The sequence below is a fragment of the Thioclava sp. F42-5 genome (assembly GCF_002213195.1).
Taxonomy (GTDB): Bacteria; Pseudomonadota; Alphaproteobacteria; order Rhodobacterales; family Rhodobacteraceae; genus Thioclava; species Thioclava nitratireducens.
Map to the genome: position 1 here is coordinate 59,039 of NZ_NBNZ01000005.1, position 20,791 is coordinate 79,829.

Annotated in this window: 23 protein-coding genes; 16 read left to right on the forward strand and 7 right to left on the reverse strand. The window is 64.6% G+C overall.

Annotated elements, in window-relative coordinates; genetic code table 11:
- The first annotated feature begins 51 nt into the window (after nt 1-51).
- Genes B6V74_RS13700 through B6V74_RS13720 form a run of 5 tightly spaced genes read left to right on the forward strand, consistent with a single transcriptional unit; the run spans nt 52 to nt 3,866 of the window.
- Nucleotides 52-507, forward strand: a complete 456-nt coding sequence (locus B6V74_RS13700) for a RidA family protein (protein ID WP_075775395.1) — start codon at nt 52-54, stop codon at nt 505-507.
- Nucleotides 504-1,271, forward strand: coding sequence for a glycerophosphodiester phosphodiesterase family protein (locus B6V74_RS13705; protein WP_075775394.1), 768 nt, complete (start codon nt 504-506; stop codon nt 1,269-1,271). The genes B6V74_RS13700 and B6V74_RS13705 overlap by 4 nt, the downstream gene beginning before the upstream one ends.
- Before the next feature lie 57 nt (nt 1,272-1,328).
- Entirely contained in the window at nt 1,329-2,516 is a 1,188-nt protein-coding gene (locus B6V74_RS13710) for a GNAT family N-acetyltransferase (RefSeq protein WP_088723104.1), read from the forward strand.
- A 39-nt stretch (nt 2,517-2,555) separates the two neighbouring features.
- Complete coding sequence (locus B6V74_RS13715) at nt 2,556-3,437, forward strand: mechanosensitive ion channel domain-containing protein (RefSeq protein WP_075775392.1); 882 nt, start codon at nt 2,556-2,558, stop codon at nt 3,435-3,437.
- Between the two features lie 57 nt (nt 3,438-3,494).
- Entirely contained in the window at nt 3,495-3,866 is a 372-nt protein-coding gene (locus tag B6V74_RS13720; RefSeq protein WP_088723105.1) for a 4a-hydroxytetrahydrobiopterin dehydratase, read from the forward strand.
- Nucleotides 3,867-3,920: 54 nt separating this feature from the next.
- Here the strand turns inward: B6V74_RS13720 and B6V74_RS13725 are convergent, their stop codons facing one another.
- On the reverse strand, nt 3,921-4,409 hold the full coding sequence (locus B6V74_RS13725) for a peroxiredoxin (protein WP_075775390.1): 489 nt from the start codon (nt 4,407-4,409) through the stop codon (nt 3,921-3,923).
- Nucleotides 4,410-4,491: 82 nt separating this feature from the next.
- Between B6V74_RS13725 and B6V74_RS13730 the strand changes: the two genes are divergently transcribed.
- Genes B6V74_RS13730 through B6V74_RS13740 form a run of 3 tightly spaced genes read left to right on the forward strand, consistent with a single transcriptional unit; the run spans nt 4,492 to nt 6,916 of the window.
- The gene (locus B6V74_RS13730; RefSeq protein ID WP_088723106.1) at nt 4,492-5,691 is read left to right on the forward strand and encodes an FAD-dependent oxidoreductase; all 1,200 of its coding nucleotides are present in this window, start codon (nt 4,492-4,494) and stop codon (nt 5,689-5,691) included.
- A complete protein-coding gene (gene rsmD / locus B6V74_RS13735) occupies nt 5,688-6,251 on the forward strand; it encodes a 16S rRNA (guanine(966)-N(2))-methyltransferase RsmD (RefSeq protein ID WP_088723107.1) in 564 nt (187 codons plus the stop codon). The genes B6V74_RS13730 and rsmD overlap by 4 nt, the downstream gene beginning before the upstream one ends.
- A complete protein-coding gene (locus B6V74_RS13740) occupies nt 6,248-6,916 on the forward strand; it encodes an HAD family phosphatase (RefSeq protein WP_088723108.1) in 669 nt (222 codons plus the stop codon). Before rsmD ends, B6V74_RS13740 begins: the two co-directional genes overlap by 4 nt.
- A 143-nt stretch (nt 6,917-7,059) precedes the next feature.
- Here the strand turns inward: B6V74_RS13740 and map are convergent, their stop codons facing one another.
- Entirely contained in the window at nt 7,060-7,869 is an 810-nt protein-coding gene (gene map, locus B6V74_RS13745; RefSeq protein ID WP_075775386.1) for a type I methionyl aminopeptidase, read from the reverse strand.
- 117 nt (nt 7,870-7,986) lie between these two features.
- Here map and B6V74_RS13750 point away from each other — a divergent pair, with 117 nt between their 5' ends.
- The 3 genes from B6V74_RS13750 to B6V74_RS13760 are packed head-to-tail and all read left to right on the forward strand — an operon-like array spanning nt 7,987 to nt 10,390.
- Entirely contained in the window at nt 7,987-8,715 is a 729-nt protein-coding gene (locus B6V74_RS13750) for a molybdopterin-binding protein (protein WP_088723109.1), read from the forward strand.
- Entirely contained in the window at nt 8,712-9,425 is a 714-nt protein-coding gene (locus tag B6V74_RS13755) for a GNAT family N-acetyltransferase (RefSeq protein ID WP_075775384.1), read from the forward strand. Before B6V74_RS13750 ends, B6V74_RS13755 begins: the two co-directional genes overlap by 4 nt.
- The gene (locus B6V74_RS13760; protein WP_088723110.1) at nt 9,422-10,390 is read left to right on the forward strand and encodes an OmpA family protein; all 969 of its coding nucleotides are present in this window, start codon (nt 9,422-9,424) and stop codon (nt 10,388-10,390) included. The genes B6V74_RS13755 and B6V74_RS13760 overlap by 4 nt, the downstream gene beginning before the upstream one ends.
- 42 nt (nt 10,391-10,432) lie before the next feature.
- On the opposite strand, the gene B6V74_RS13765 is transcribed toward B6V74_RS13760, so the two are convergent.
- Nucleotides 10,433-11,338 (reverse strand): LysR family transcriptional regulator, encoded by a 906-nt coding sequence (locus B6V74_RS13765; RefSeq protein ID WP_075775383.1) that lies wholly within the window; start codon nt 11,336-11,338, stop codon nt 10,433-10,435.
- Between the two features lie 225 nt (nt 11,339-11,563).
- Between B6V74_RS13765 and B6V74_RS13770 the strand changes: the two genes are divergently transcribed.
- Complete coding sequence (locus B6V74_RS13770) at nt 11,564-13,579, forward strand: NADPH-dependent 2,4-dienoyl-CoA reductase (protein WP_088723111.1); 2,016 nt, start codon at nt 11,564-11,566, stop codon at nt 13,577-13,579.
- A gap of 120 nt (nt 13,580-13,699) precedes the next feature.
- On the opposite strand, the gene B6V74_RS13775 is transcribed toward B6V74_RS13770, so the two are convergent.
- Genes B6V74_RS13775 through gatC form a run of 4 tightly spaced genes read right to left on the reverse strand, consistent with a single transcriptional unit; the run spans nt 13,700 to nt 16,866 of the window.
- Nucleotides 13,700-14,389 (reverse strand): N-acetylmuramoyl-L-alanine amidase, encoded by a 690-nt coding sequence (locus B6V74_RS13775; protein ID WP_240497110.1) that lies wholly within the window; start codon nt 14,387-14,389, stop codon nt 13,700-13,702.
- The gene (locus B6V74_RS13780; RefSeq protein WP_088723112.1) at nt 14,386-15,102 is read right to left on the reverse strand and encodes a hypothetical protein; all 717 of its coding nucleotides are present in this window, start codon (nt 15,100-15,102) and stop codon (nt 14,386-14,388) included. Before B6V74_RS13780 ends, B6V74_RS13775 begins: the two co-directional genes overlap by 4 nt.
- Before the next feature lies 1 nt (nt 15,103).
- Nucleotides 15,104-16,582, reverse strand: coding sequence for an Asp-tRNA(Asn)/Glu-tRNA(Gln) amidotransferase subunit GatA (gene gatA / locus B6V74_RS13785; RefSeq protein ID WP_075775379.1), 1,479 nt, complete (start codon nt 16,580-16,582; stop codon nt 15,104-15,106).
- Nucleotides 16,579-16,866 carry an Asp-tRNA(Asn)/Glu-tRNA(Gln) amidotransferase subunit GatC gene (gene gatC, locus B6V74_RS13790; RefSeq protein WP_075775378.1) on the reverse strand — a complete coding sequence of 96 codons (288 nt, stop codon included), beginning with the start codon at nt 16,864-16,866 and terminating at the stop codon, nt 16,579-16,581. Before gatC ends, gatA begins: the two co-directional genes overlap by 4 nt.
- A 181-nt stretch (nt 16,867-17,047) precedes the next feature.
- Here gatC and B6V74_RS13795 point away from each other — a divergent pair, with 181 nt between their 5' ends.
- The 4 genes from B6V74_RS13795 (at nt 17,048) to B6V74_RS13810 (ending at nt 20,633) form a co-directional block, all read left to right on the forward strand.
- The gene (locus tag B6V74_RS13795) at nt 17,048-17,740 is read left to right on the forward strand and encodes a metal-dependent hydrolase (RefSeq protein WP_075775377.1); all 693 of its coding nucleotides are present in this window, start codon (nt 17,048-17,050) and stop codon (nt 17,738-17,740) included.
- An 87-nt stretch (nt 17,741-17,827) separates the two neighbouring features.
- On the forward strand, nt 17,828-18,196 hold the full coding sequence (locus B6V74_RS13800; protein ID WP_075775376.1) for a MerR family DNA-binding transcriptional regulator: 369 nt from the start codon (nt 17,828-17,830) through the stop codon (nt 18,194-18,196).
- A gap of 239 nt (nt 18,197-18,435) precedes the next feature.
- Nucleotides 18,436-18,831: a MerR family DNA-binding transcriptional regulator gene (locus B6V74_RS13805; RefSeq protein WP_075775375.1), complete on the forward strand. Its 396-nt coding sequence runs from the start codon at nt 18,436-18,438 to the stop codon at nt 18,829-18,831.
- Between the two features lie 26 nt (nt 18,832-18,857).
- Nucleotides 18,858-20,633, forward strand: a complete 1,776-nt coding sequence (locus tag B6V74_RS13810) for an acyl-CoA dehydrogenase C-terminal domain-containing protein (protein WP_088719820.1) — start codon at nt 18,858-18,860, stop codon at nt 20,631-20,633.
- The last annotated feature ends 158 nt before the right edge of the window (nt 20,634-20,791 follow it).

Genomic DNA, 20,791 nt, shown 5'->3' on the forward strand with positions numbered 1-20,791 from the left:
GGAGAAAAGGCGCGCGCCTAGCCTCGCGTCGAATTTCACATGGAGGGCGCAATGGCCAAGATCGAAGCACGTCTCGAAGAGTTGGGGATTCAGCTTCCCGATGCCCCGGCACCGGCCGCGAATTACGTGCCCTTCGTGCGCACCGGCAATCAGCTGTTCGTCTCGGGGCAAATCTCGAACGGGCCCGAGGGTCTGATCCGCGGCAAACTCGGCGACGGCATGGACGTCGAAGAGGGCGCGATGGCGGCGCGTTTCTGCGGGCTGGCTCTGATCGCCCAGGCGAAAGCCGCCATCGGCGATCTCGACAAACTTCGCGTGGTGAAGCTGGTGGGATTCGTGAACTCCACCACTGATTTCACCGATCAGCCCAAGGTCATCAACGGCTGCTCCGACCTGATGGTCGAGGTCTTCGGCGAAGCCGGGCGTCACGCGCGTTCGGCGGTCTCGGCGGCTTCGCTGCCGATGGGCGTCGCAGTCGAGATCGAGGCGATTTTCGAGGTCGCGTGATGGCATTGCATCCTGATTTTCTCCGGCTTCCGATCGCGCATAGGGCTTTGCACGACTACACGCTGGGCCGCCCTGAGAACAGCCGCGGGGCGATCCGCGCGGCAATCGCCGCGGGTTACGGAATCGAGATCGACGTGCAGCTCTCCGCCGATGGCGTGCCGATGGTGTTTCACGACTACGCGCTGGACCGGCTGACCGCAGAGCGCGGCCCGGTACGCCAGCGAACGGCGGCGGAGCTGGGTGCGATCCATCTGAGCGGCACGGAGGAAGGTATTCCGACCCTCGCCGAAGTGCTGGAGATCGTGAAAGGCCAAGTGCCGCTTCTGGTCGAGATCAAGGATCAGGACGGGGCTCTCGGTTCGCAGATCGGCGCGCTGGAGGAGGCGACGGCGCTGTTGCTGCGCGATTACGAGGGCCCGGTCGCAGTGATGTCCTTCAACCCCCATGCGGTGGCGGCTTTCGGCGAATTGGCCCCGGACGTCGCTGTCGGTCTGACAACCTCGGCCTACCAGCCCAATGACTGGGCTCTGCTGCCCGCGGCGCGCGGCGACGAGCTGCGCCACATCCCCGATTTCGATCGCGTCGGGGCGGCCTTCATCTCGCATGAGGCGAAGGACCTGAACGCGCTTCGGGTGACCGAGCTGAAATCGCTCGGCGTGCCGGTTCTGTGCTGGACGATCCGCTCCGTCGACGAGGAGGCGCTGGCGCGGCGGGTCGCCGATAACGTGACCTTCGAAGGCTACCTCTCGGCGCTTCCGGCTTGACGCGGAGCGCGCGGGGCACAGATTCAGGCAAAGGATCGCCTAACCTCCCGGGATGAAATGGATCAAAGCGTTGAAATCACGCTTTATTCGGATATTTCCGAAATAAGTGAAGAAGAGTGGAATGCCTGCGCCTGCCCCGAAACCGGGGATGGGGAACGGGCGTTCGACCCGTTCACCACGCATCGGTTTCTTGCCGCCCTCGAGGCCTCCGGCTCGGTCGGGCCGGGCACGGGCTGGGATGCGCGGCATCTGGTGGCGCGGATGGGCGATCGGATCATCGGCGTCGCGCCGCTCTACGTGAAATCGCACAGTCAGGGCGAATATGTCTTCGATCACGGCTGGGCCGATGCGTTCGAGCGCGCGGGCGGGCGCTATTACCCCAAGCTGCAATGCGCGGTGCCCTTCACCCCAGTGGCCGGGCGGCGTCTGCTGGTTCTGCCGGGGCTGGAAGAGGCCGGGGGCCGCGCGCTTCTGGCTGGCATGGCGCAGATCGCGGAAGGGGCCGGGGTTTCCTCGGTCCATATGACGTTTTGTACCGAGGACGAGGCTGAGCTTGCCGCCGAAGCGGGCTGGCTGCCACGGATCGGGCAGCAGTTCCATTGGTTCAACGAGGGGTATGAGAGTTTCGACCAGTTCCTCGGCGAACTGAGCTCACGCAAGCGCAAGGCTTTGCGGAAGGAGCGTCAGCGGGCGCAGGCCTTCGGCGGCGAGATCGTGCAGCTGACTGGCGACGACATACGGCCCGAGCATTGGGACGCGTTCTGGCAGTTCTATCAGGACACCGGCGCGCGAAAATGGGGCCGCCCCTACCTGACCCGTGCCTTCTTCGATCTTCTGCACGAGATGCGCGACGACGTGCTTCTGGTGCTTGCGATGAACGGCGACCGCCCGATCGCCGGTGCGCTGAACCTGATCGGGCGCGAGGCTCTGTTCGGGCGCTACTGGGGGTGTATCGAGGATCACCCCTTCCTGCATTTCGAGCTTTGCTACCATCAGGCGGTCGATTACGCGATCGCGCACAAGCTGAGCCGGGTCGAGGCCGGCGCGCAGGGCGAACACAAGCTGGCGCGCGGCTACCTGCCCGTCGCCACCCATTCGGCGCACTGGATTGGCCATCAAGGTCTGCGCGGCGCGGTCGCGGAGTACTTGGAAGCCGAACGCGCCGCCGTGGACGAAGATATCGAGATACTGACCGAAATGGGCCCGTTCCGGAGCCCCTCGGGTGGCAGCGATGAGCAGGCGTGATAAGTAGCAGTGTTAAAGGACGTATGACGGGAGCGATGAATGAATTTCAATGACCTGACCGATGTCAGCGCGTGGCTGACGCAGGATCGGATCGATGCGGCCATCATGGTTGCGGTGAATGTGGTGGCTGCGCTGGTGATCCTGCTGGTCGCAATGGCGATCTCGGCCTGGGCCAAACGGCGCATCGTGGCGCTGTCGCAGCGCTACAAGCGGCTGGACGACACGCTCTTCGGCTTCCTCGGGAACATGGTGAAATACCTGATCCTCGCGATCGGGGTGATCTTCATCCTAAACCGCTTCGGCATCCAGACCACGTCGCTGGCCGCCCTCGTCGGTGCTGCCGGTCTGGCCATCGGTCTCGCGCTGCAGGGCACGCTGTCGAACCTCGCCGCCGGGGTGATGATCATCCTGTTCCGCCCGTTCCGCCAAGGCGACTACATCGCCGCGGGCTCGGAAAGCGGCACGGTGACCGAGATTCAGCTCTTCTACACGGTTCTGACGACCTATGACGGCATCCAGATCATCGTGCCCAACAGCGACATCTGGTCGAGCGCGATCACCAATTACTCCGCCAATCCGACACGTATGATGGATCTGACGATCGGCGTCGCCTATGACGCGGATCTCAAGAAAACGCAGGAAGTGCTGGAGAAGATCTCGCTCTCCGATCCGCGCGCCCTGCCGGAGCCCGCGCCGGTGATCCGCGTGAAGCAGCTCGGCGACAGCTCGGTCGATTTTACCTTCCGTGTCTGGGCCACCACCGCCGACTTCTGGGGGCTTCAGGCGGAATATACCCGCAAGATCAAGGAGGAGTTCGACGCGAACGGCATCGGCATCCCCTTCCCTACGCGCACGCTCGAAGTGGTGCAGGTGCCGAAGATCGAAACCCGCAGCGTGACACGCGAAAGCGGCGCCGCTTGAACTGGCGGCCCGCTGCTGCAAGGCTGCGGGCCAGCTTAACGTATCAGGGAGTAAGCGATGACTTCGAAGCTCGAACCCGAGGAACGCAGGGCGCTGCTGAACGCGCTTGAAGATACCGGATGGCGCGCGGCCGATGGACAGGATGCCCTGATCAAGCGGCTCCTGTTCAAGGACTTCTCCGCCGCGTGGGGCTTCATGAGCCAAGCCGCGCTCTGCGCCGAAAAGATGGATCACCATCCCGACTGGCGCAACGTCTACAACAAGCTCGAGATCACGCTGACGACCCATGATTGCGGCGGCATCAGCGTGCTCGATATCGAGCTAGCCGGTGCGCTGGACTCGCTGGCCGAAGGCGTCGCCGAGGTCGATCGCGACATCGGACGCCCGTTGATGCGACTGGCCGAGCCGGTTCCGAAAGACGAAGACTGACGAAAAACGCCCGGCTCCTTGGCCGGGCGTTTTCCTTTGCACTTGGGCCGCGGATCAGATCTCCGCGAGAAGTCCTTCGCCTGCGGAGGCTTCACAGGTGCCGGGGCTTTCCTCGACATTCAGCTGCTTGACCACACCGTCCTCGACGAGCATCGCATAGCGCTTCGAGCGGTTGATGAGACCCGCGGGCGGCGCCGTGAAATCCATCTCGATCGCCTGCGTGAATGCGGCTTCCGGGTCGGCCAGCATGGTCAGCCCCGCCTCGGTCGCGCCCGTCGCCTCGCCCCACGACTTCATCACGAAGGGGTCGTTGACCGAGACGCAGATGATCTCATCCACGCCCTTCTCCGCAAATTGGTCCTTGGTGCGGATGAAGCTCGGCACATGGGCGGTCGTGCAGACGCCGGTATAGGCGCCCGGCACCGCGAAGATCACGATCTTGCGGCCCTTCATCTTGTCGCCAAGGCTCACGGGTTGCGGCCCTTCATCGCCCATCGCGAGGAGAGTCGCGCCAGGAAGAACGTCGCCGGTCGAAATAGTCATGAAAAGCTCCGATTTGTTCGCGTTGCACTTGTTCCGCCCGTCGATATAGGGTCATGCGCGAGCCGGGCCAGTGGAGAAAGATATGGGTGGAATAGTGATCGTCGGCGCGGGACAGGCCGCAGCCTCGATGGCCGCGAAACTGCGGGCACTGAAATATGACGGCACGATCACCGTGATCGGCGCAGAGCCGGTGCCCCCCTATCAACGCCCACCGCTGTCGAAAGCCTATCTGCTGGGCGAGATGGAGCTGGAGCGGCTGACCCTGCGCGCCCCGGACTGGTGGCAGGAAAACGACATTACGCTGCGGCTCGGCACCTCGGTCACCGCAATCGACACCGAGGCGCGGACGGTGACCCTGTCGGATGGCGAGACGCTGGATTATGCCGAACTGGCGCTCTGCACCGGGGCCACGCCGCGCCGCCTGCCCGCCGCGATTGGCGGCGATCTGGGCAATGTCTTCACCGTGCGCAACCTCGCCGATGTCGACCGGATGCAGCCCCTTTTCACCGCCGGCAAACGGCTGGTCGTGGTGGGCGGCGGTTATATCGGGCTGGAGGCGGCCGCGGTCGCGCGCAAGCTCGGCCTCGAGGTGACGCTGGTCGAGGCGGCGCCGCGCATCCTCGGCCGCGTCGCCTGCAAGGAGACCGCAGACGCGATCCGCGCGCTGCACAGCGAGCGCGGCGTGGAAATCCTCGAAGGGGTCGGCCTGACGCGACTGACCGGCGAGGGAACCGTCACCGGCGCAATCCTCGAGGACGGGCGCGAATTGCCCGCCGATTTCGTGATCGTCGGCATCGGCATAACCCCCGACGAGGAAGTCGCCCGCGAAGCCGGTATCCATTGCGAGAACGGCATCGCTGCCGACGAACAGGGCCGCACCTCCGCGCCCCATATCTGGGCGGCGGGGGATTGTGCCTCCTTCCCCGGCACAGAGGAGCGGATCCGCCTCGAATCCGTCGGCAACGCGATCGACATGGGCGAGCTGGTCGCCGAGAACATGCTGGGTGCAGGTCGTCCTTACACCCCGAAAGCGTGGTTTTGGTCGGACCAGTTCGACGCGAAGCTGCAGATCGCCGGGCTCAATGCGGGCTACGATGAGGTCGTCACCCGCCGCGATGAGGGCAGCAGCTTCTGGTATTTCCGCGACGGCCGCCTGATCGCGGTGGACGCGATCAATGACGCGCGCGCCTACATGGTCGGCAAGCGCCTGATCGAAGCTGGCAAACCCGTCACGTCCGAGGCGGTCGAGACCACGGCAGAGCTGAAAGCCCTGATGAAATGAGAATTATCGGAGGCGCGAAACGCGGGCTGAAGCTGGCGGATGTGGGTGTAGGCGATATGGATGCCCATCTGCGCCCCACGACCGACCGCGTGCGCGAGTCGATCTTCAACCTGCTGACCAATGGCGGGCACGGCAATCCGGTGCCCGAGGCGCGGGTGCTTGACCTCTTCGCAGGTACCGGCGCACTGGGGCTGGAGGCGCTGTCGCGCGGCGCGGCCCGGGTGGCTTTCGTCGATGACGGCACCGCCGCCCGCGCGCTTCTGCGCCGCAACATCGAGGCTATGCGCGCGATGGGCGTGACGGATGTCTGGCGGCGCGATGCGACCAATATGGGCCCCAATCGCGGCCCCGGCTATGATCTGATCTTCCTCGATCCGCCCTACGGGATGGGCTTGGGCGAACGCGCCCTCGCCTCCTGTCTCGAGAATGGATGGATCGCTCCGGGTGCGATGATCGTTTGGGAAGAGAACACCGCGCCGATCCTGCCCGCCGCCCTCGAACAGCTCGACCAGCGCCGCTATGGCGACACGCTCGTAACTCTTGCCCGGATGCCCGAATGACGCAACACCACCCGATCCCGCACGCCGTCCTGTTCGATTGCGACGGGGTGCTCGTCGACAGCGAGCCCGCGACCTTCGATCTGATTCAGGAAGAATTCGCCCGCTACGGCGTGCACAAGACGATCTCCGAACTGGAAGACGCCTTCATCGGATCCACCATCGAGAACGTCTATCAATGGGGCCGCGAGCATGGGGCCGATCTGCCCGCCGGCTGGGTCGACAGCTATTACAAGGCGCTCTACGCGCGGTTGCGCGAGGGGACCGAGCTGATGCCCGGCATCCCGCGCCTTCTCGCGCGTCTCGATGCAGAAGGCATTCCCTTCGCGGTCGGCTCGAACGGCCGGAAAGCGAAGATGGAGGCGACACTGGGCCAGCACCCGGATATCCGCACGCGGCTGGAGGGGCTGCTATTCTCGGGTCAGGACATGGGCATGCCAAAGCCGAAGCCCGATCTCTACATCCATGCCGCGCGCCATCTGGGCGCCGATCCGGCGGCCTGCGTGGTGATCGAGGACAGTCCTACCGGGGCGCGTGCGGCGAAAAACGCGGGGATGCGTTGTTTGGGCTACTCGCCGAAAGGCGACAATCCGCGGCTCGCGGCGGAAGGCGCGGAGCTCTTCACCGACATGCGTCAGGTGCCGCGGCTCATCGGCCTCGACCCCTGATCTTCGGCTTGGCTAAAATATCCCGGGGGGTGAGCCGGGATCAGCGGCCTTCCGGTGGAGGGACGCCCCGGCGAACGCCCGAAGCGCAAACGTAGGGCTTTGACGCAGCCAGCGGGGGCAGCGCCCCCACTAACGCCTGAACCTTAGCGCCAGGTCGGGTGGAAGCGCCCCGCCGGCGAGGTGGTGAAGATCTCGCAGCCATCGGCGGTCACACCCACCGAATGCTCGAACTGCGCCGACAGCGATTTGTCCCGCGTCACGGCGGTCCAATCGTCGGCCAGAACCTTTGTCTCGGGGCGGCCGAGGTTCACCATGGGCTCGATCGTGAAGATCATGCCCTCTTCGAGCATCGCGCCGGTACCCGCGCGCCCGTAATGCAACACGTTCGGCGGCGCGTGGAACACCTTGCCCACGCCGTGACCGCAGAAATCGCGCACCACCGACATGCGGTTGCTTTCGACGAATTTCTGGATCGCGTGGCCGATATCGCCAAAGGTGTTTCCGGGCTTCACCTGCTCGATGCCGACCATCAGCGAGTCATGGGTGACCTGAATCAGACGTTCGGCCTTGCGGCTCAAATTACCCGCGACATACATGCGCGAGCTGTCCCCGAACCAACCGTCGAGGATCACGGTCACGTCGATATTGATGATATCGCCGTCCTTCAGTTTCTTGTCGCCCGGGATGCCGTGGCAGACGACATGGTTCACCGAGATGCAGCTCGCGTGCTGATAGCCGCGATAGCCGATGGTCGCCGAGGTCGCGCCCAACTCGCCCACGCGGCGTTCGATGAAGGCGTCGAGTGCTGCGGTCGTGACCCCCGGCTCCACCAGGTCGGCGACCTCGTCGAGGATCTGCGCCGTCACCTGCGAGGCGGCGCGCATTCCTGCAAAATCGCTCTGATCGTAGATCCGGATCCCGTCCTTCGTGGTGCGGCCCTGAGTATCGTCCAACGGTCTGCTCCTTAAGGGTTTCGGCCTTTAGATAGTCACAAAAGCGGGGCTTGGCCAGTGCCCGGGCTTTTCGCGCCCCGTTCCGCGCCCTATACCAAGTCGAAAGGAGCCTGATACATGCCAAATCCCACTGCAGCGATCCTGATCATCGGCGATGAAATCCTCTCGGGGCGCACCCGCGAGGGAAACGCCCATTATCTGGCCGGACAGCTGGTCGAGCGCGGAATCACCTGCCGCGAGATCCGCGTGGTGCCGGACGACAATGACGTGATCGTTGCCGCGGTGCGGGAGCTTTCGGCAGCCCATGATCACCTTTTCACCAGTGGCGGGATCGGCCCGACCCATGACGATATCACCGCCGATGCGGTAGCCGAGGCGATGGGGGCAAAGCTCGACGTGCGCGAGGATGCCAAGGCGATCCTCGCCGCGCATTACGCCGCGCGCGACGCTGAGTTCACCTCCGCGCGCCTGCGCATGGCGCGGATCCCCGACGGGGCCGAGCTGATCGAGAACCCGGTCTCTGCCGCGCCGGGTTTCTCGCTGGGCAATGTCCATGTCATGGCGGGCGTGCCGAACATCTTTCAGGCGATGGTCGAAGGGCTTTTGCCGAAGCTCACCGGTGGCGCGCCGATGCTCTCGCGCAGCCTGCAGGTGCTGCGCGCGGAATCCTCGGTGGCCGACGATCTGCGCGCGCTGGCTGGCCGCTTCCCCGACCTTTCGATCGGTTCTTATCCTTTCGTCCAGAAAGGCCGCTACGGCACCAATCTCGTGCTGCGCGGCACCGATCCCGATCAGGTCGAGGCGGGCTTCGCCGCGCTGAAGGCCGCCTTCCCGGAGGGCACATGATCGACGCCTACGCGATCATCGACGCGACCTGGCCAGCCGCCGAATATCGCCGCGCAGGCGGGTTTCTGATCCGCGACGGGCAAGGCGGCGGATCGCGCGTCAGCTGCGCGACGCTGGAAGTCCCGCTGGAGCAGGCCGACATTCCCGCCGCCGAAGCTGCGCATCGCGCTTTGGGCCAGCGTCCGCGCTTCATGATCCGCGCGGGAGACGAGGCGCTCGACGCGGTTCTGGAGGCGCGCGGCTACGAAGCTTATGACCCGGTGCGGATCTGGTCCGCGCCGATCGCCGCGATGCAGGGCGAGGTCCCGCCCGTGACCGCTTTCGCCCATTGGCCGCCGCTGCAGATCGCCCGCGACCTCTGGACCGAGTTGGATGTCGGGCCCGAGCGGCAGGCGATCATGGACCGCGCAGAGGTACCGAAAACCTGCGTTCTGGGCCGCAAGGACGACCGGGCCGCGGGCGTTGCCTATATCGCTCTCTACGAGGACGCGGCGATGCTCCACGCGCTCGCCGTTGCGCCGAAATACCGCCGCATGAGCCTCGCGCGCGAGATGATCTACGAGGGCGCTCGCTGGGCCGTTGAGGCCGGGGCAGAGCGGTTCGAGATGATCACGACGCTCGCCAATGACGCCTCGAACGCCCTCGCCGAGAGCTTCGGCATGGAAGTTCGCGCGCAGTATCACTATCGCCGCGCGCCGGAGGTGGCATGATCCGCCGTGCGCCACTCCTGCTGGCCAGTCTGCTCGCCGCCAGCCTGCCCCACGCCGCGTGCGCCGCCTCGTTAGATCTGACGTTGCCCGCCGGCGCCACCCAATCCGCGCAGGAAACGAGCCCCGCCACCAGCTACCAATTGGCGGTCGGTCCGTGGCAGGACGGCAAGCTCGAGACCCGCGATCTCGAGGGTGCGCGCTCCGACACGGCCTATCAACTGCGGGCCAATCAGAATACGACGCTACAGATCCTCGCGCCGCTGCGCGATCAGCTCAAGCAGGCGGGCTACGACATCCTCTATGAGTGCGACACGCGGGCCTGCGGCGGCTTCGATTTTCGCTACGCGCTCGACCTGCTGTCCGAGCCCGCGATGCATGTCGATCTGGGCGATTTCCGCTACATCGCGGCGCGCAAGGATGCCGATTACCTTGGGATCACCGTCTCGCGGTCGTCCGAGTCGGGCTTCATTCAGGTGACCGAGCTGCGGGTGCAGGACGTCACCCCCGCTCGGCCCGACGACCCGCTCGGCGCGCCGCAAACCGCGCCGGTTCTGCCGCGCGCCGATGCCCCGGCCGTCGCCCGCTCCGCGCTTGCGCAGACGCTGGAGTCGCAGGGCTCGGTCGCGCTCGACGATCTCGACTTCCCATCGGGGGCATCCGCGCTCGGCGAGGGCGATTTCGCCTCGCTGCAGGCGCTGGCCGAGTTCCTCAAGGCCAACCCGGATTATCAGGTGATGCTGGTGGGTCATACCGATGCGGTCGGTTCGCTCGCGGCCAATATCGCGCTGTCGAAGAAACGCGCGCAATCGGCACGGCAAAAATTGATCGGTGATTACGGGGTGGCGGCGTCACAGGTCAGCGCCGAGGGGGCGGGCTTCCTCGCCCCGCGCGCAAGCAATCTGACCAAAGAGGGACGTGAGAAAAACAGACGGGTCGAAGCGGTTCTCACCTCGACCCGGAGTTAGCGCCAGCCGGCGGAATGGCCCGGCGCGGGAGGGAGTTCGGTCTCACCAGTTGTCGGGGCCCTTCTCGGCGAAGGTCTTGGCGAGGAAATCGATGAAAGCGCGCACTTTCGGCTGCGTGAAACGCCCCGGCGGATAGATTGCGTAGATGCCCAGCGTTTCCATCGGCAGATCGGGCATCGCTTCTTCCACGAGGCCCTCGCGCATCGCGTCGGCATAGAGGAACGAGGGCAGGTAAGCGATCCCGAGACCGGCCGTCGCGGCATGCAGCAGCGACTGACCGTCATTGACCGTCAGCCAGCCCGCCGAGCGGACCTGACGCCGTTCGCCCGAAGGCGCGGTCAACTTCCAGACATTGCCCGCCGACTGGTTCGAATAATGCAGCAGTTTGTGGTTGTTGAGATCGTCGATCCGCTCGGGGCGGCCGAATTTCTTGAAGTAGTCTGGCGAGGCGATCATCCGGCGCGAAGTCTCGGTCAGCTTGCGCGCGCGCAGGCTCGAATCCTCCAGTTCGCCGACGCGGATCGCCATGTCGAACCCTTCGGAAATAAGTTCGACGTAGCGGTTGTTCAGCACCATATTCACGGTGATTTCGGGGAATTCCTGCAGGAATTCGCCCAGAACGGGAGAGAGAAGGTTCACACCGAAATCGGTGGCGACCGAGATGCGCAGCAGCCCCGAGGGCGCCGTCTGCATCGAAGTCACCAGCGCATCGGCCTCGCCCGCATCGTTGAGAACGCGACGCGCGCGGTCGTAATAAGCCAGCCCGATTTCCGTCGGCGAAACGCGACGCGTGGTGCGATTCAGAAGACGTGCACCGAGGCGCGCCTCCAACGCCGAGACATGCTTCGACACAGCCGATTTGGAGATGCCCATCTTCTTGGCTGCATCGGTGAAGCCCCCCTGATCCACAACCGTGGCAAAGGCTTCCATTTCAGTCAGGCGATCCATCCCAAACACCCTTCGGCTTGTAATTTCTGTTTCTTATTTTCCGCTTATCGAGACGAAATCGGGCGCAATTTAGACTTCGCGGCGACAATACGAGGGTAACAATGGGAGAGAATCCCGCAGGTTGGTGACCTCTGCGAAACGGTGGCGCGTTCGCTCTGACGCCGCGTTTGACGTGACAAGCCTGGCCTTGCGCCGCAGAGTGCGGGCCAAATCAGGGAGGGTTACATGAGCCAATATCCGCATATCTTCACGCCGCTCGATCTGGGCCACGTGACGCTGCCGAACCGCGTGCTGATGGGCTCGATGCACACCAATCTCGAAGAGCGCGGCGACTGGAATGCGGTGGCCGAGTTCTATGCCGAACGCGCGCGCGGCGGTGTCGCGCTGATGGTGACGGGCGGCATGGCCCCTAATAACGAAGGCGGCGTCTTCCCCGGCGCGGCGGGGCTGTTCACCCCCGAGGACATCGCGCATCACAAGATCATCACCGACCGCGTTCACGAAGCGGGCGGCCGCATCGCGATGCAGATCCTGCACGCCGGGCGCTATGCCTATGGCCCCGATTGCGTGGCGCCCTCTGCGATCAAGTCCCCAATCTCGCCTTTCCCGCCGAAAGAGCTCGACGAAGCCGGGATCGAGAAGCAGATCGCCGACATCGCCACCGCCGCCGCGCGCGCCCGCGAGGCGGGTTATGACGGCGTCGAGGTGATGGGCTCCGAGGGCTATTTCCTCAACCAGTTCCTCGTACGCCACACCAACAAGCGCGAAGACGGTTGGGGCGGCTCGTTCGAGAACCGGATGCGCCTGCCCGTCGAAGTGGTCAAGCGCGTGCGCGAAGCGGTCGGCCCCGATTTCATCGTGATCTTCCGCATCTCGCTGATCGACCTGATCCCCGACGGCTCGACCTGGGAAGAGGTCGTCACCCTCGCGAAAGCCGTCGAGGCAGCGGGCGCCACGATGCTCAACACCGGCATCGGCTGGCACGAGGCGCGGGTGCCGACCATCGTGACGTCGGTGCCGCGGGCGGCCTTCACCTGGCTCACCGGGCGGCTCAAGCCCGAGGTCTCGATCCCGGTCATCACGTCCAATCGCATCAACACGCCTGAAGTCGCCGAAGAGGTGCTGGGCGACGGCTGCGCCGACATGGTGTCGATGGCGCGCCCCTTCCTCGCCGATGCGGATTTCGTGGTGAAGGCGAAAGAGGGCCGCGCCGCCGAGATCGCACCCTGCATCGCCTGCAATCAGGCCTGTCTGGACCACACCTTCCAGGGCAAGGTCTCGAGCTGCCTCGTGAATCCGCGCGCCGCGCATGAGACCGAGATCGTCATCACCAAGACCGAGGCGCCGAAATCCGTCGCCGTCGTCGGCGCGGGCCCGGCGGGCCTGTCTGCCGCGATCACCGCGGCCGAGCGTGGCCATGCCGTGACCCTGTTCGACCGCGCCTCGGAGCTCGGCGGGCAGCTGACCATGGCGCGCGCGATCCCCGGCAAGGAGGAATTCCACGGGCTCACCGACTGGTTCAAGACCATGATCGAGAAGACCGGCGTGACGGTGAAGCTGGAGACCGAGGCCACGCCCGATCTCCTCGCCCCCTTCGACGAGATCATCATCGCAACCGGCGTGCAGCCGCGCGACCCGGAAATCCCGATCGAGGGCGGGCAGGTCGTGAGTTACATCGACATCCTCAAAGGCCGCGTCACCGCCGGCAAGCGCGTCGCGGTGATCGGCGCGGGCGGCATCGGCTTCGACGTGGCCGAATTCCTGACGGTGACCGAAAGCCCGACGCTGGATCTGGAAGAGTGGAAGCGCGAATGGGGCGTCGGCGATCCGGCGCAGACGCCGGGCGGGTTGACGAAGCCCGAGCCCGAAGCCCCAGCCCGCGAAGTGACGCTGCTGCAGCGCAAGAAGGAAAAGCTCGGCCGCCGCCTCGGCAAGACCACGGGCTGGGTTCACCGCGCGGCGCTGCATATGAAGGACGTGAAAATGATCGGCGGCGTGAATTACGAGAAGATCACCGCCGAGGGGCTGCATGTCACTTTTGGCGAGGCGCGCGAGAACCCGACGCTGATTGAGGCCGATACGGTGGTGCTCTGCGCGGGCCAACTCTCGGACCGCTCGCTGGCCGATCAGCTGATCGCGGCGGGTCGCAGCCCGCATGTGATCGGCGGCGCGGATGTGGCGGCGGAACTCGACGCGAAACGCGCCATCGATCAGGGCACCCGGCTCGCCGCCGCGCTCTGATCAACTCTTCGGATTGGAAGAAATATCCCGGGGGGCTCGCATCGCGAGCGGGGGCAGAGCCCCCTCCGTCTTCAAATCTGTCGCCGTCCGGCGACCGGGGGGCAGAGCCCGCTCCCGGCCTCAGCTTGATCGCCACGCCCCGCCATCTGCGCCAAAGCGCATCGCCAGATCGGCGACCAGCGCCATGTCCACCGCATCCAGCGGCCCCTCATGGCGCGGGCGGAAGCGCAGGCGGAAGGCGGGCAGGATCGTCGCGAGCGGCGCTTCCGGGTAGCCAAGGCTCGAGGCCAGCGCGAGGAAACTCTCGGGGTCGACTGCGGGCGCAGCAGCGCCCCGCTCCGGCCAGATCGCCAGGCCCTGCCGCGCGAGGCGCTGCCAGTCGAAACGCGGGCCCGGGTCGATCTTGCGCTCGGGCGCGAAATCCGAATGGCCAATGACGTTCTCGGGTGCAATTGCCCAGCGGCGCATGATCTGCGGCAGCAGCTCTTCCAGCGCGGCCATCAGCGGCTCGGGGAACGGACGATCGCCTTCGTTATCCAGTTCGATCCCGATCGAGCGCGAATTCACATCGCCCAGCCCCTGCCAGCTTCCCAAGCCCGCATGCCAGGCGCGCATCTCCTCTGGGACGAGCTGCTCGACCGAGCCATCACGCCCGATCAGCCAATGCGCGGAGACCTCCGCCTCGGGCAGGCAAAGGCGCGTCCGCGCGGCCTCGCAGGACCACATCGCGGTGTAATGGATAATGATCAGTTCCGGCACCGCCCCCTCGCGGCGCGGGCCGTAATTGGGCGAGGGCCAGTCGGCGCTCACTGGCGCGCGGTCTGGAACGGCGTCGGATCCCAGTCGCAGGCGAAACCGTCGCCATCGGGATCGAGGTTCAGCCGGTCTTTCTGCGGCCCGCCTGCGGAGAGGAAGGCGCGTTGCGCCTGATCGGCAGAGACGTATTTCGCGCAGGCCTTGCTCGACGAGGTCAGCTTGATGCCCGAGCGCTTGTAGACCGAGTCGCCCGGACGGTTGGACACCGACAGCGCATAGGCAGCGAGGTTCGGCCCCGAGCTGTCCTGATTGCTGATCGTGTTCTGCGCGGGCGCGCTGCTCGACGCGGTGGTGTCGAAGTTCGGCGAGCTGGCCATGGTGCTGGAACCGGCAGTGCTGTTCGACGCGTCGGTCTCCTGCAGCGCGGCCATCGCATCTGCCCCGATCGCGGCGCCGCTATTGTCGCTGCTGTCGGAGCTGGAGGTCGAAGGATTGTCGCCGATGGTGCCGCCCGCATCGATGGTCGGTGCGGAAAGCGCGTTGGTCGTGCCGGGCGTCGCCGTGCCGGTCGCGTCCAGCGGCGCGCCGGGCGCATCGGGGTTGGTCGAGCCGTTGTCGGTCGGCAGGACGCTTTGTGCCGAAGGCGGCACGATGGGCTGGCCGCGCAGTTTGGCCTCGCGACGGGCTTCGGGGCCGCTGTCGGGGATCGAAGAGATACAGCCCGAGAGGGCCAGAACGCCGCCGAGGATCGCGAGTGCCTGTTTCATGTTACCACCATTTCTCCGGTTTGGCCGAGAAGCCCGCGGCCTGTTCGAGGACGTGGGCGTGGTTCAGCAGATCGCCCTCTTCCCAGGGCCGCCCGATGAGTTGCAGCCCCAGCGGAAGGCCCTTGCTGTCCAGCCCGCACGGCACCGAAACGCCGGGAAGGCCTGCAAGGTTCACCGTCACGGTGAACACATCTTGCATATACATCTCGACCGGATCGGCGCCGTCCATCTCGCCCAGACCGAAAGCGGCAGACGGGGTGGCAGGCGTCAGGATCGAATCGATGCCCTGCGCGAAAACTTCTTCGAAGTCGCGCTTGATCAAGGCGCGCACTTTCCGGGCGCGGTTGTAATAGGCGTCATAGAAGCCTGCCGACAGCACATAGGTGCCGATCATCACGCGACGCTGCACCTCGGGGCCGAAACCTTCGGCGCGGGTCTTCTCGTACATGTCGACGATGCCCTCGCCTGCCGCGAGCTTGGCGCGGTGGCCGTAGCGCACGCCATCATAGCGCGCGAGGTTCGACGAGGCTTCCGCGGGAGCCACGACGTAATAGGCGGGCAGCGCGTATTTCGTATGGGGCAGCGAGATATCGACGATCTCGGCCCCCGCATCTTTCATCATCGCGATGCCGTCGTCCCAGAGCTTCTGGATCTCGGCGGGCATACCATCGATGCGGTATTCTTTCGGGATACCAATCTTCTTGCCGCGAATGTCGCCGGTCAGCGCGGCCTCGAAATCCGGGACCGGAATATCGGCGGAGGTCGAATCCTTCGGATCGTGCGAGCACATCGTGCCAAGCATGATCGCCGCGTCGCGCACCGATTTGGTCATCGGACCCGCCTGATCAAGCGAAGAGGCGAAGGCCACCACACCCCAGCGAGAGACCCGGCCATAGGTCGGCTTGATGCCGACGATGCCGGTGAAGGCGGCGGGCTGGCGGATCGAGCCGCCGGTATCCGTGCCGGTCGCGGCAAGGCACAGGTCGGCAGCCACAGCCGCGGCCGAACCGCCCGAAGACCCGCCCGGGGTCAGTTTCCGGTCATCGATCTTCCAGGGGTTCACCGCAGGGCCGTAGCAGGCGGTCTCGTTCGATGAGCCCATCGCGAATTCGTCCATCGACAGCTTGCCGAGCATCACCGCGCCCGCGTCCCACAGGTTCTGCGTGACGGTGGATTCGTATTCCGGCTTGAACCCGTCGAGGATGTTCGACGCGGCCTGCGTCGCCACGCCCTTGGTCGCGAAAAGATCCTTGATCCCCAGCGGGATGCCGCACATCGCGGGCGCGTCGCCCGACTTGATGCGCGCATCGGCGGCCTTGGCCTGCTCCAGCGCGATCTCAGGGGTCTTGTGCACGTAGGCGTTCAGCGCGCCTGCGCCTTCGATTTCGCCCAGGCAGGCCTCGGTCAGCTCGACCGAAGTCACATCGCCCTTCTTGAGCGCATCGCGCGCGTCGGCAATCGTCAGTTTGTTCAGGCTCATTCGACCACCTTCGGCACGGCAAAGAAGCCCTCGCGGGCATCGGGGGCGTTCTTGAGGATTTTCTCGGGATAACCGCCATCGGTCACCTCGTCGACGCGGCGCTTGAGGCGCATCGGCGTCACGGAGGTCATCGGCTCGACGCCCTCAACGTCGACCTCGTTGAGCTGCTCCATGAAGGTCAGGATGCTGGAGAGTTCCTGCGCGAGCTCGGGCAGATGGTCTTCGGGCACCCGGATCCGGGCCAGATGCGCCACTTTGCGGGCGGTGTCGATATCGATGGACATGTGCTTCTCCGCTTGTCTTGGAAGGCGGTTTAGCCCGAGCCACTGGGGCTTTCAAGCGCCGCGCCCCGGCATCGGCGCGCCCCTGCCCTGTCCCACGCGAATTTGCGCGCTAATCTTGGAACATGCGCAGGGCTTATACGTCACCCTGTCACAACCGAAGTGCCTAACGGAGGAAATCCATATGAAACTCATCTGGCTCGGCCATTCCGGCTTCCGCATCGAAACCGGCGACGCCGTGATCCTGCTCGATCCGTTCCTCACCGGCTCGCCGGTCTTTCCCGACGACAAGCGCGGCGAGGCGATCGAGGGTGCGACGCATCTGCTGCTGACCCACGGCCACGGCGATCACGCTTCGGACGCGGTGCCGATCGCGAAGGAACTGGATATCCCGATCTACTGCATCCACGAGCTGTCGATCATGCTCGGGGCCGAGGGGGCCGAGACGGTCGGTTTCGGCAAAGGCGGCACGGTCGATCTGGGCGGTGTGAAGGTCACGATGGTGAACGCGACCCATTCCGCCTCGGTCGATTACAAGGACGGCAACCCGGCCTATGCGGGCCAGCCCGCGGGCTTCATGATCGAGGCCGAGGGCCACACGATCTACGTCAGCGGCGATACCGACATCATGGCCGACATGGACTGGATGGGTGAACTGCACAATCCCGATATCGGCATCCTCGCGGCGGGCGGCCATTTCACGATGGACATGAAGCGCGCGGCCTGGGCGTCGAAGAAGTATTTCAACTTCAAGACGGTCATCCCCTGCCACTACAAGACCTTCGATGCGCTGGAGCAATCCGCGCAGGCGCTGATCGACGGTCTGCCGGGGGTGGATGTCATCGAACCCGAGATGCTCAAAGCGATCGAAATATAAGCTGCAGCCCGCCGGGCGAGGGCTGGCTTTGCTTGCAGCCTGAAGCCCGGCGCGCTAGCTTCTCGCCCGGATCGGGAGGCCGAATAGATGTCAGACTTACTGTCCTTCAAGGAGATGTGCGAGCGGTTCGACGTGACCCCGCGCACGCTGCGCTATTACGAGTATATCGAGCTTCTCAATCCCCAGAAGGAAGGCCGCTCGCGCTATTACGGCCCGCGCGAAATCGCGCGGATGACGTTGATCTTGCGCGGGCGTCGATTTGGCTTCTCGCTCGAGGAGTTGCGCCAATGGCTGCTGATCTATGATCAGCAAGGCACCGAAGAGCAGAACCGCGTCTGGGTCGAACTGGCCGACCGGCAGCTTGACGTGCTGACGCGACAACGCGAAGAATTGGACGCGGCAATCGACGACCTCCGACAATTGCGTGATCAGGTTCAGGACACTCTTGATTCTTGAGCCTGAAATGCATTCCTTAACGTCAGCGAGGTCGTGTGAACGCCTTGTGAGCTTGACGATTATGGCCAGTTTCGACGAAAGAAACTTGCTTTACCGTACGGTAAAAATTCCCTGACATTACGTCATTGGATTCGTGACGCCACGTTACGGTGACGCGAACGTAAAGAAGTCTTGTATTGTGACTGCGGACAGACGATCTGCCGCGTCGCATTACGCAAAGGAAACGCGAGGCAGAGAGTATGACCGACACAGTAATGACGATCCGCGAGATGTGCGATGCCTTCGAGGTGACCCCGCGCACCCTGCGGTTCTACGAAAGCAAGGAGTTGCTGTTTCCCATTCGCGAGGGACAGAAACGGCTGTTTACGCGGCGCGACCGCGCCCGGCTGAAACTGATCCTGCGCGGCAAACGTTTCGGGTTTTCGCTGGAGGATATCCGCCAGCTGCTGGACCTCTACGAGATGGGCGACAAGCAGAAGACGCAGCTGAACGAGACGATCAAGCTCGCACAGCAACGTCTGGAGGAAATGACGCGCCAACGCGAGGAACTGGGTCAGGCGATCGACGAACTGGCCAGTCAGATCGAGTGGGCGGAGAAGGAACTGGAGAAGGCGCGCCACGACGACGCGGCCTGATCCGCGACGACTAAAGGGAGCGAACCATGTCGAGCTTTATCGCCAACACCAAAGACATGCAGTTTGTGCTGCATGACCTGCTCAAAGTTTCGGATTCGGACGTGCCGGGTTACGAAGAAATGGACCGCGACTTCACCGAGGCCGTTCTCGACGCTGCGGGCAAGGTCTCGTCCGAGGTGCTGGCCCCGCTGAACGAGGTGGGCGACAAGGAAGGCTGCGTGCTCGAAAACGGCGTGGTCCGCACGCCCAAAGGGTTCGACAAGGCATTCGAGGCAATGAAAGAGGGCGGCTGGACCGCGCTCGACTGCGATCCTGAATTCGGCGGTCAGGGCATGCCCTACCTGCTGAACTGCGCGGTGGGCGAGATGTTCGTCTCGGCCAACATGGCCTTCAATATGTACCAGGGCCTGACCCACGGCGCCTATTCGGCGATCCACACCCACGGCACGGACGAGCAGAAGCAGACCTATCTGCCGAAGATGGTCACCTGCGACTGGACCGGCACGATGAACCTGACGGAGCCCCATTGCGGCACCGATCTGGGTCTCATGCGCACCAAGGCCGAGCCGCAGGATGATGGCTCCTACGCGATCACCGGCACCAAGATCTTCATCTCGGCGGGCGATCACGACCTGTCGGATAACGTGATCCACCTCGTGCTGGCGAAAGCGCCGGGCGGTGGCGAAGGCACCAAGGGCGTCTCGCTCTTCATCGTGCCGAAATTCCTCGTCAACGAGGACGGCTCGCTGGGCGAGCGCAACTCGCTCTCGGTCGGCAAGCTCGAAGAGAAGATGGGCATCCACGGCAACGCGACCTGCGTCATGAACTACGACGGCGCGAAGGGCTGGCTGCTGGGCGATCTCCACAAGGGGATGCGCGCGATGTTCACCATGATGAACGAAGCGCGTCTCGGCGTCGGTCTTCAGGGCTATGCCGTGGCCGAAGCCGCCTATCAGGAAGCCGTGGCTTACGCGAAGGACCGCATTCAGGGTCGCGACGTGACCGGCGTGAAAGCGCCCGAGAAGGCCGCCGATCCGATCATCGTGCACCCGGACGTGCGCCGGATGCTGATGGACCAGAAGAGCTTCGTAGAGGGCGCCCGCGCCTTCACCTTCTGGGGCGCGCATCTGATCGACCGCTCCCATGCGCTCAACGACGCCGAAGCCGAAGGTCTGATCTCGCTGATGACCCCGGTCATCAAGGGCTTCCTTACCGACAAGGGCTTCGAGACCGCCGTCTCCGCGCAGCAGGTCTTCGGTGGCCACGGCTATACCGAGGACTGGCCGATGTCGCAGCATGTGCGCGACGCGCGCATCGCGATGATCTACGAGGGCGCCAACGGCATTCAGGCACTCGACCTCGTGGGCCGCAAGCTCGCAGCCGACGGTGGCAAGCACGTCATGGCCTTCTTCGAGATGGTCAAGGCAGAGTGCAAGTCGCATGACGACGATGAGCGGATGAAGCCCTTCACCGATGCGCTGAAGAACGCCTCCAAGCAGCTTCAGACCGCGGGCATGTTCTTCATGCAGAACGGCATGAAAAACCCGAACGCGGCGCTGTCGGGCAGCTATGACTTCATGCACCTGATGGGCCACGTCTGCCTCGGCCTGATGTGGACGCGGATGGCGAAAGCCGCCTTCACCGCGCTCGACAACGGGGCGTCGGACACTGCCTTCTACGAAGGCAAGATCGCGACGGGCCGCTACTACATGGCGCGTCAGCTTCCCGCCTGCGCCATGCATCTGGCGCGGATCGAGAGCGGTGCGGACCCGGTCATGGCGCTGACCGACGACCAGTTCTGAGACGAACGGATCAAACGAAAATGAACGGCGGGCCTCGGCCCGCCGTTTCAATTTTCGATCACCGCCATGTCAGGCGAAGTGTAGCGCCGGGCGATTGTTTTGCGGCCATGCAGGTCTAACCTCGGAATCTCAACCGAGACACGATTCCCGCCGAGCCC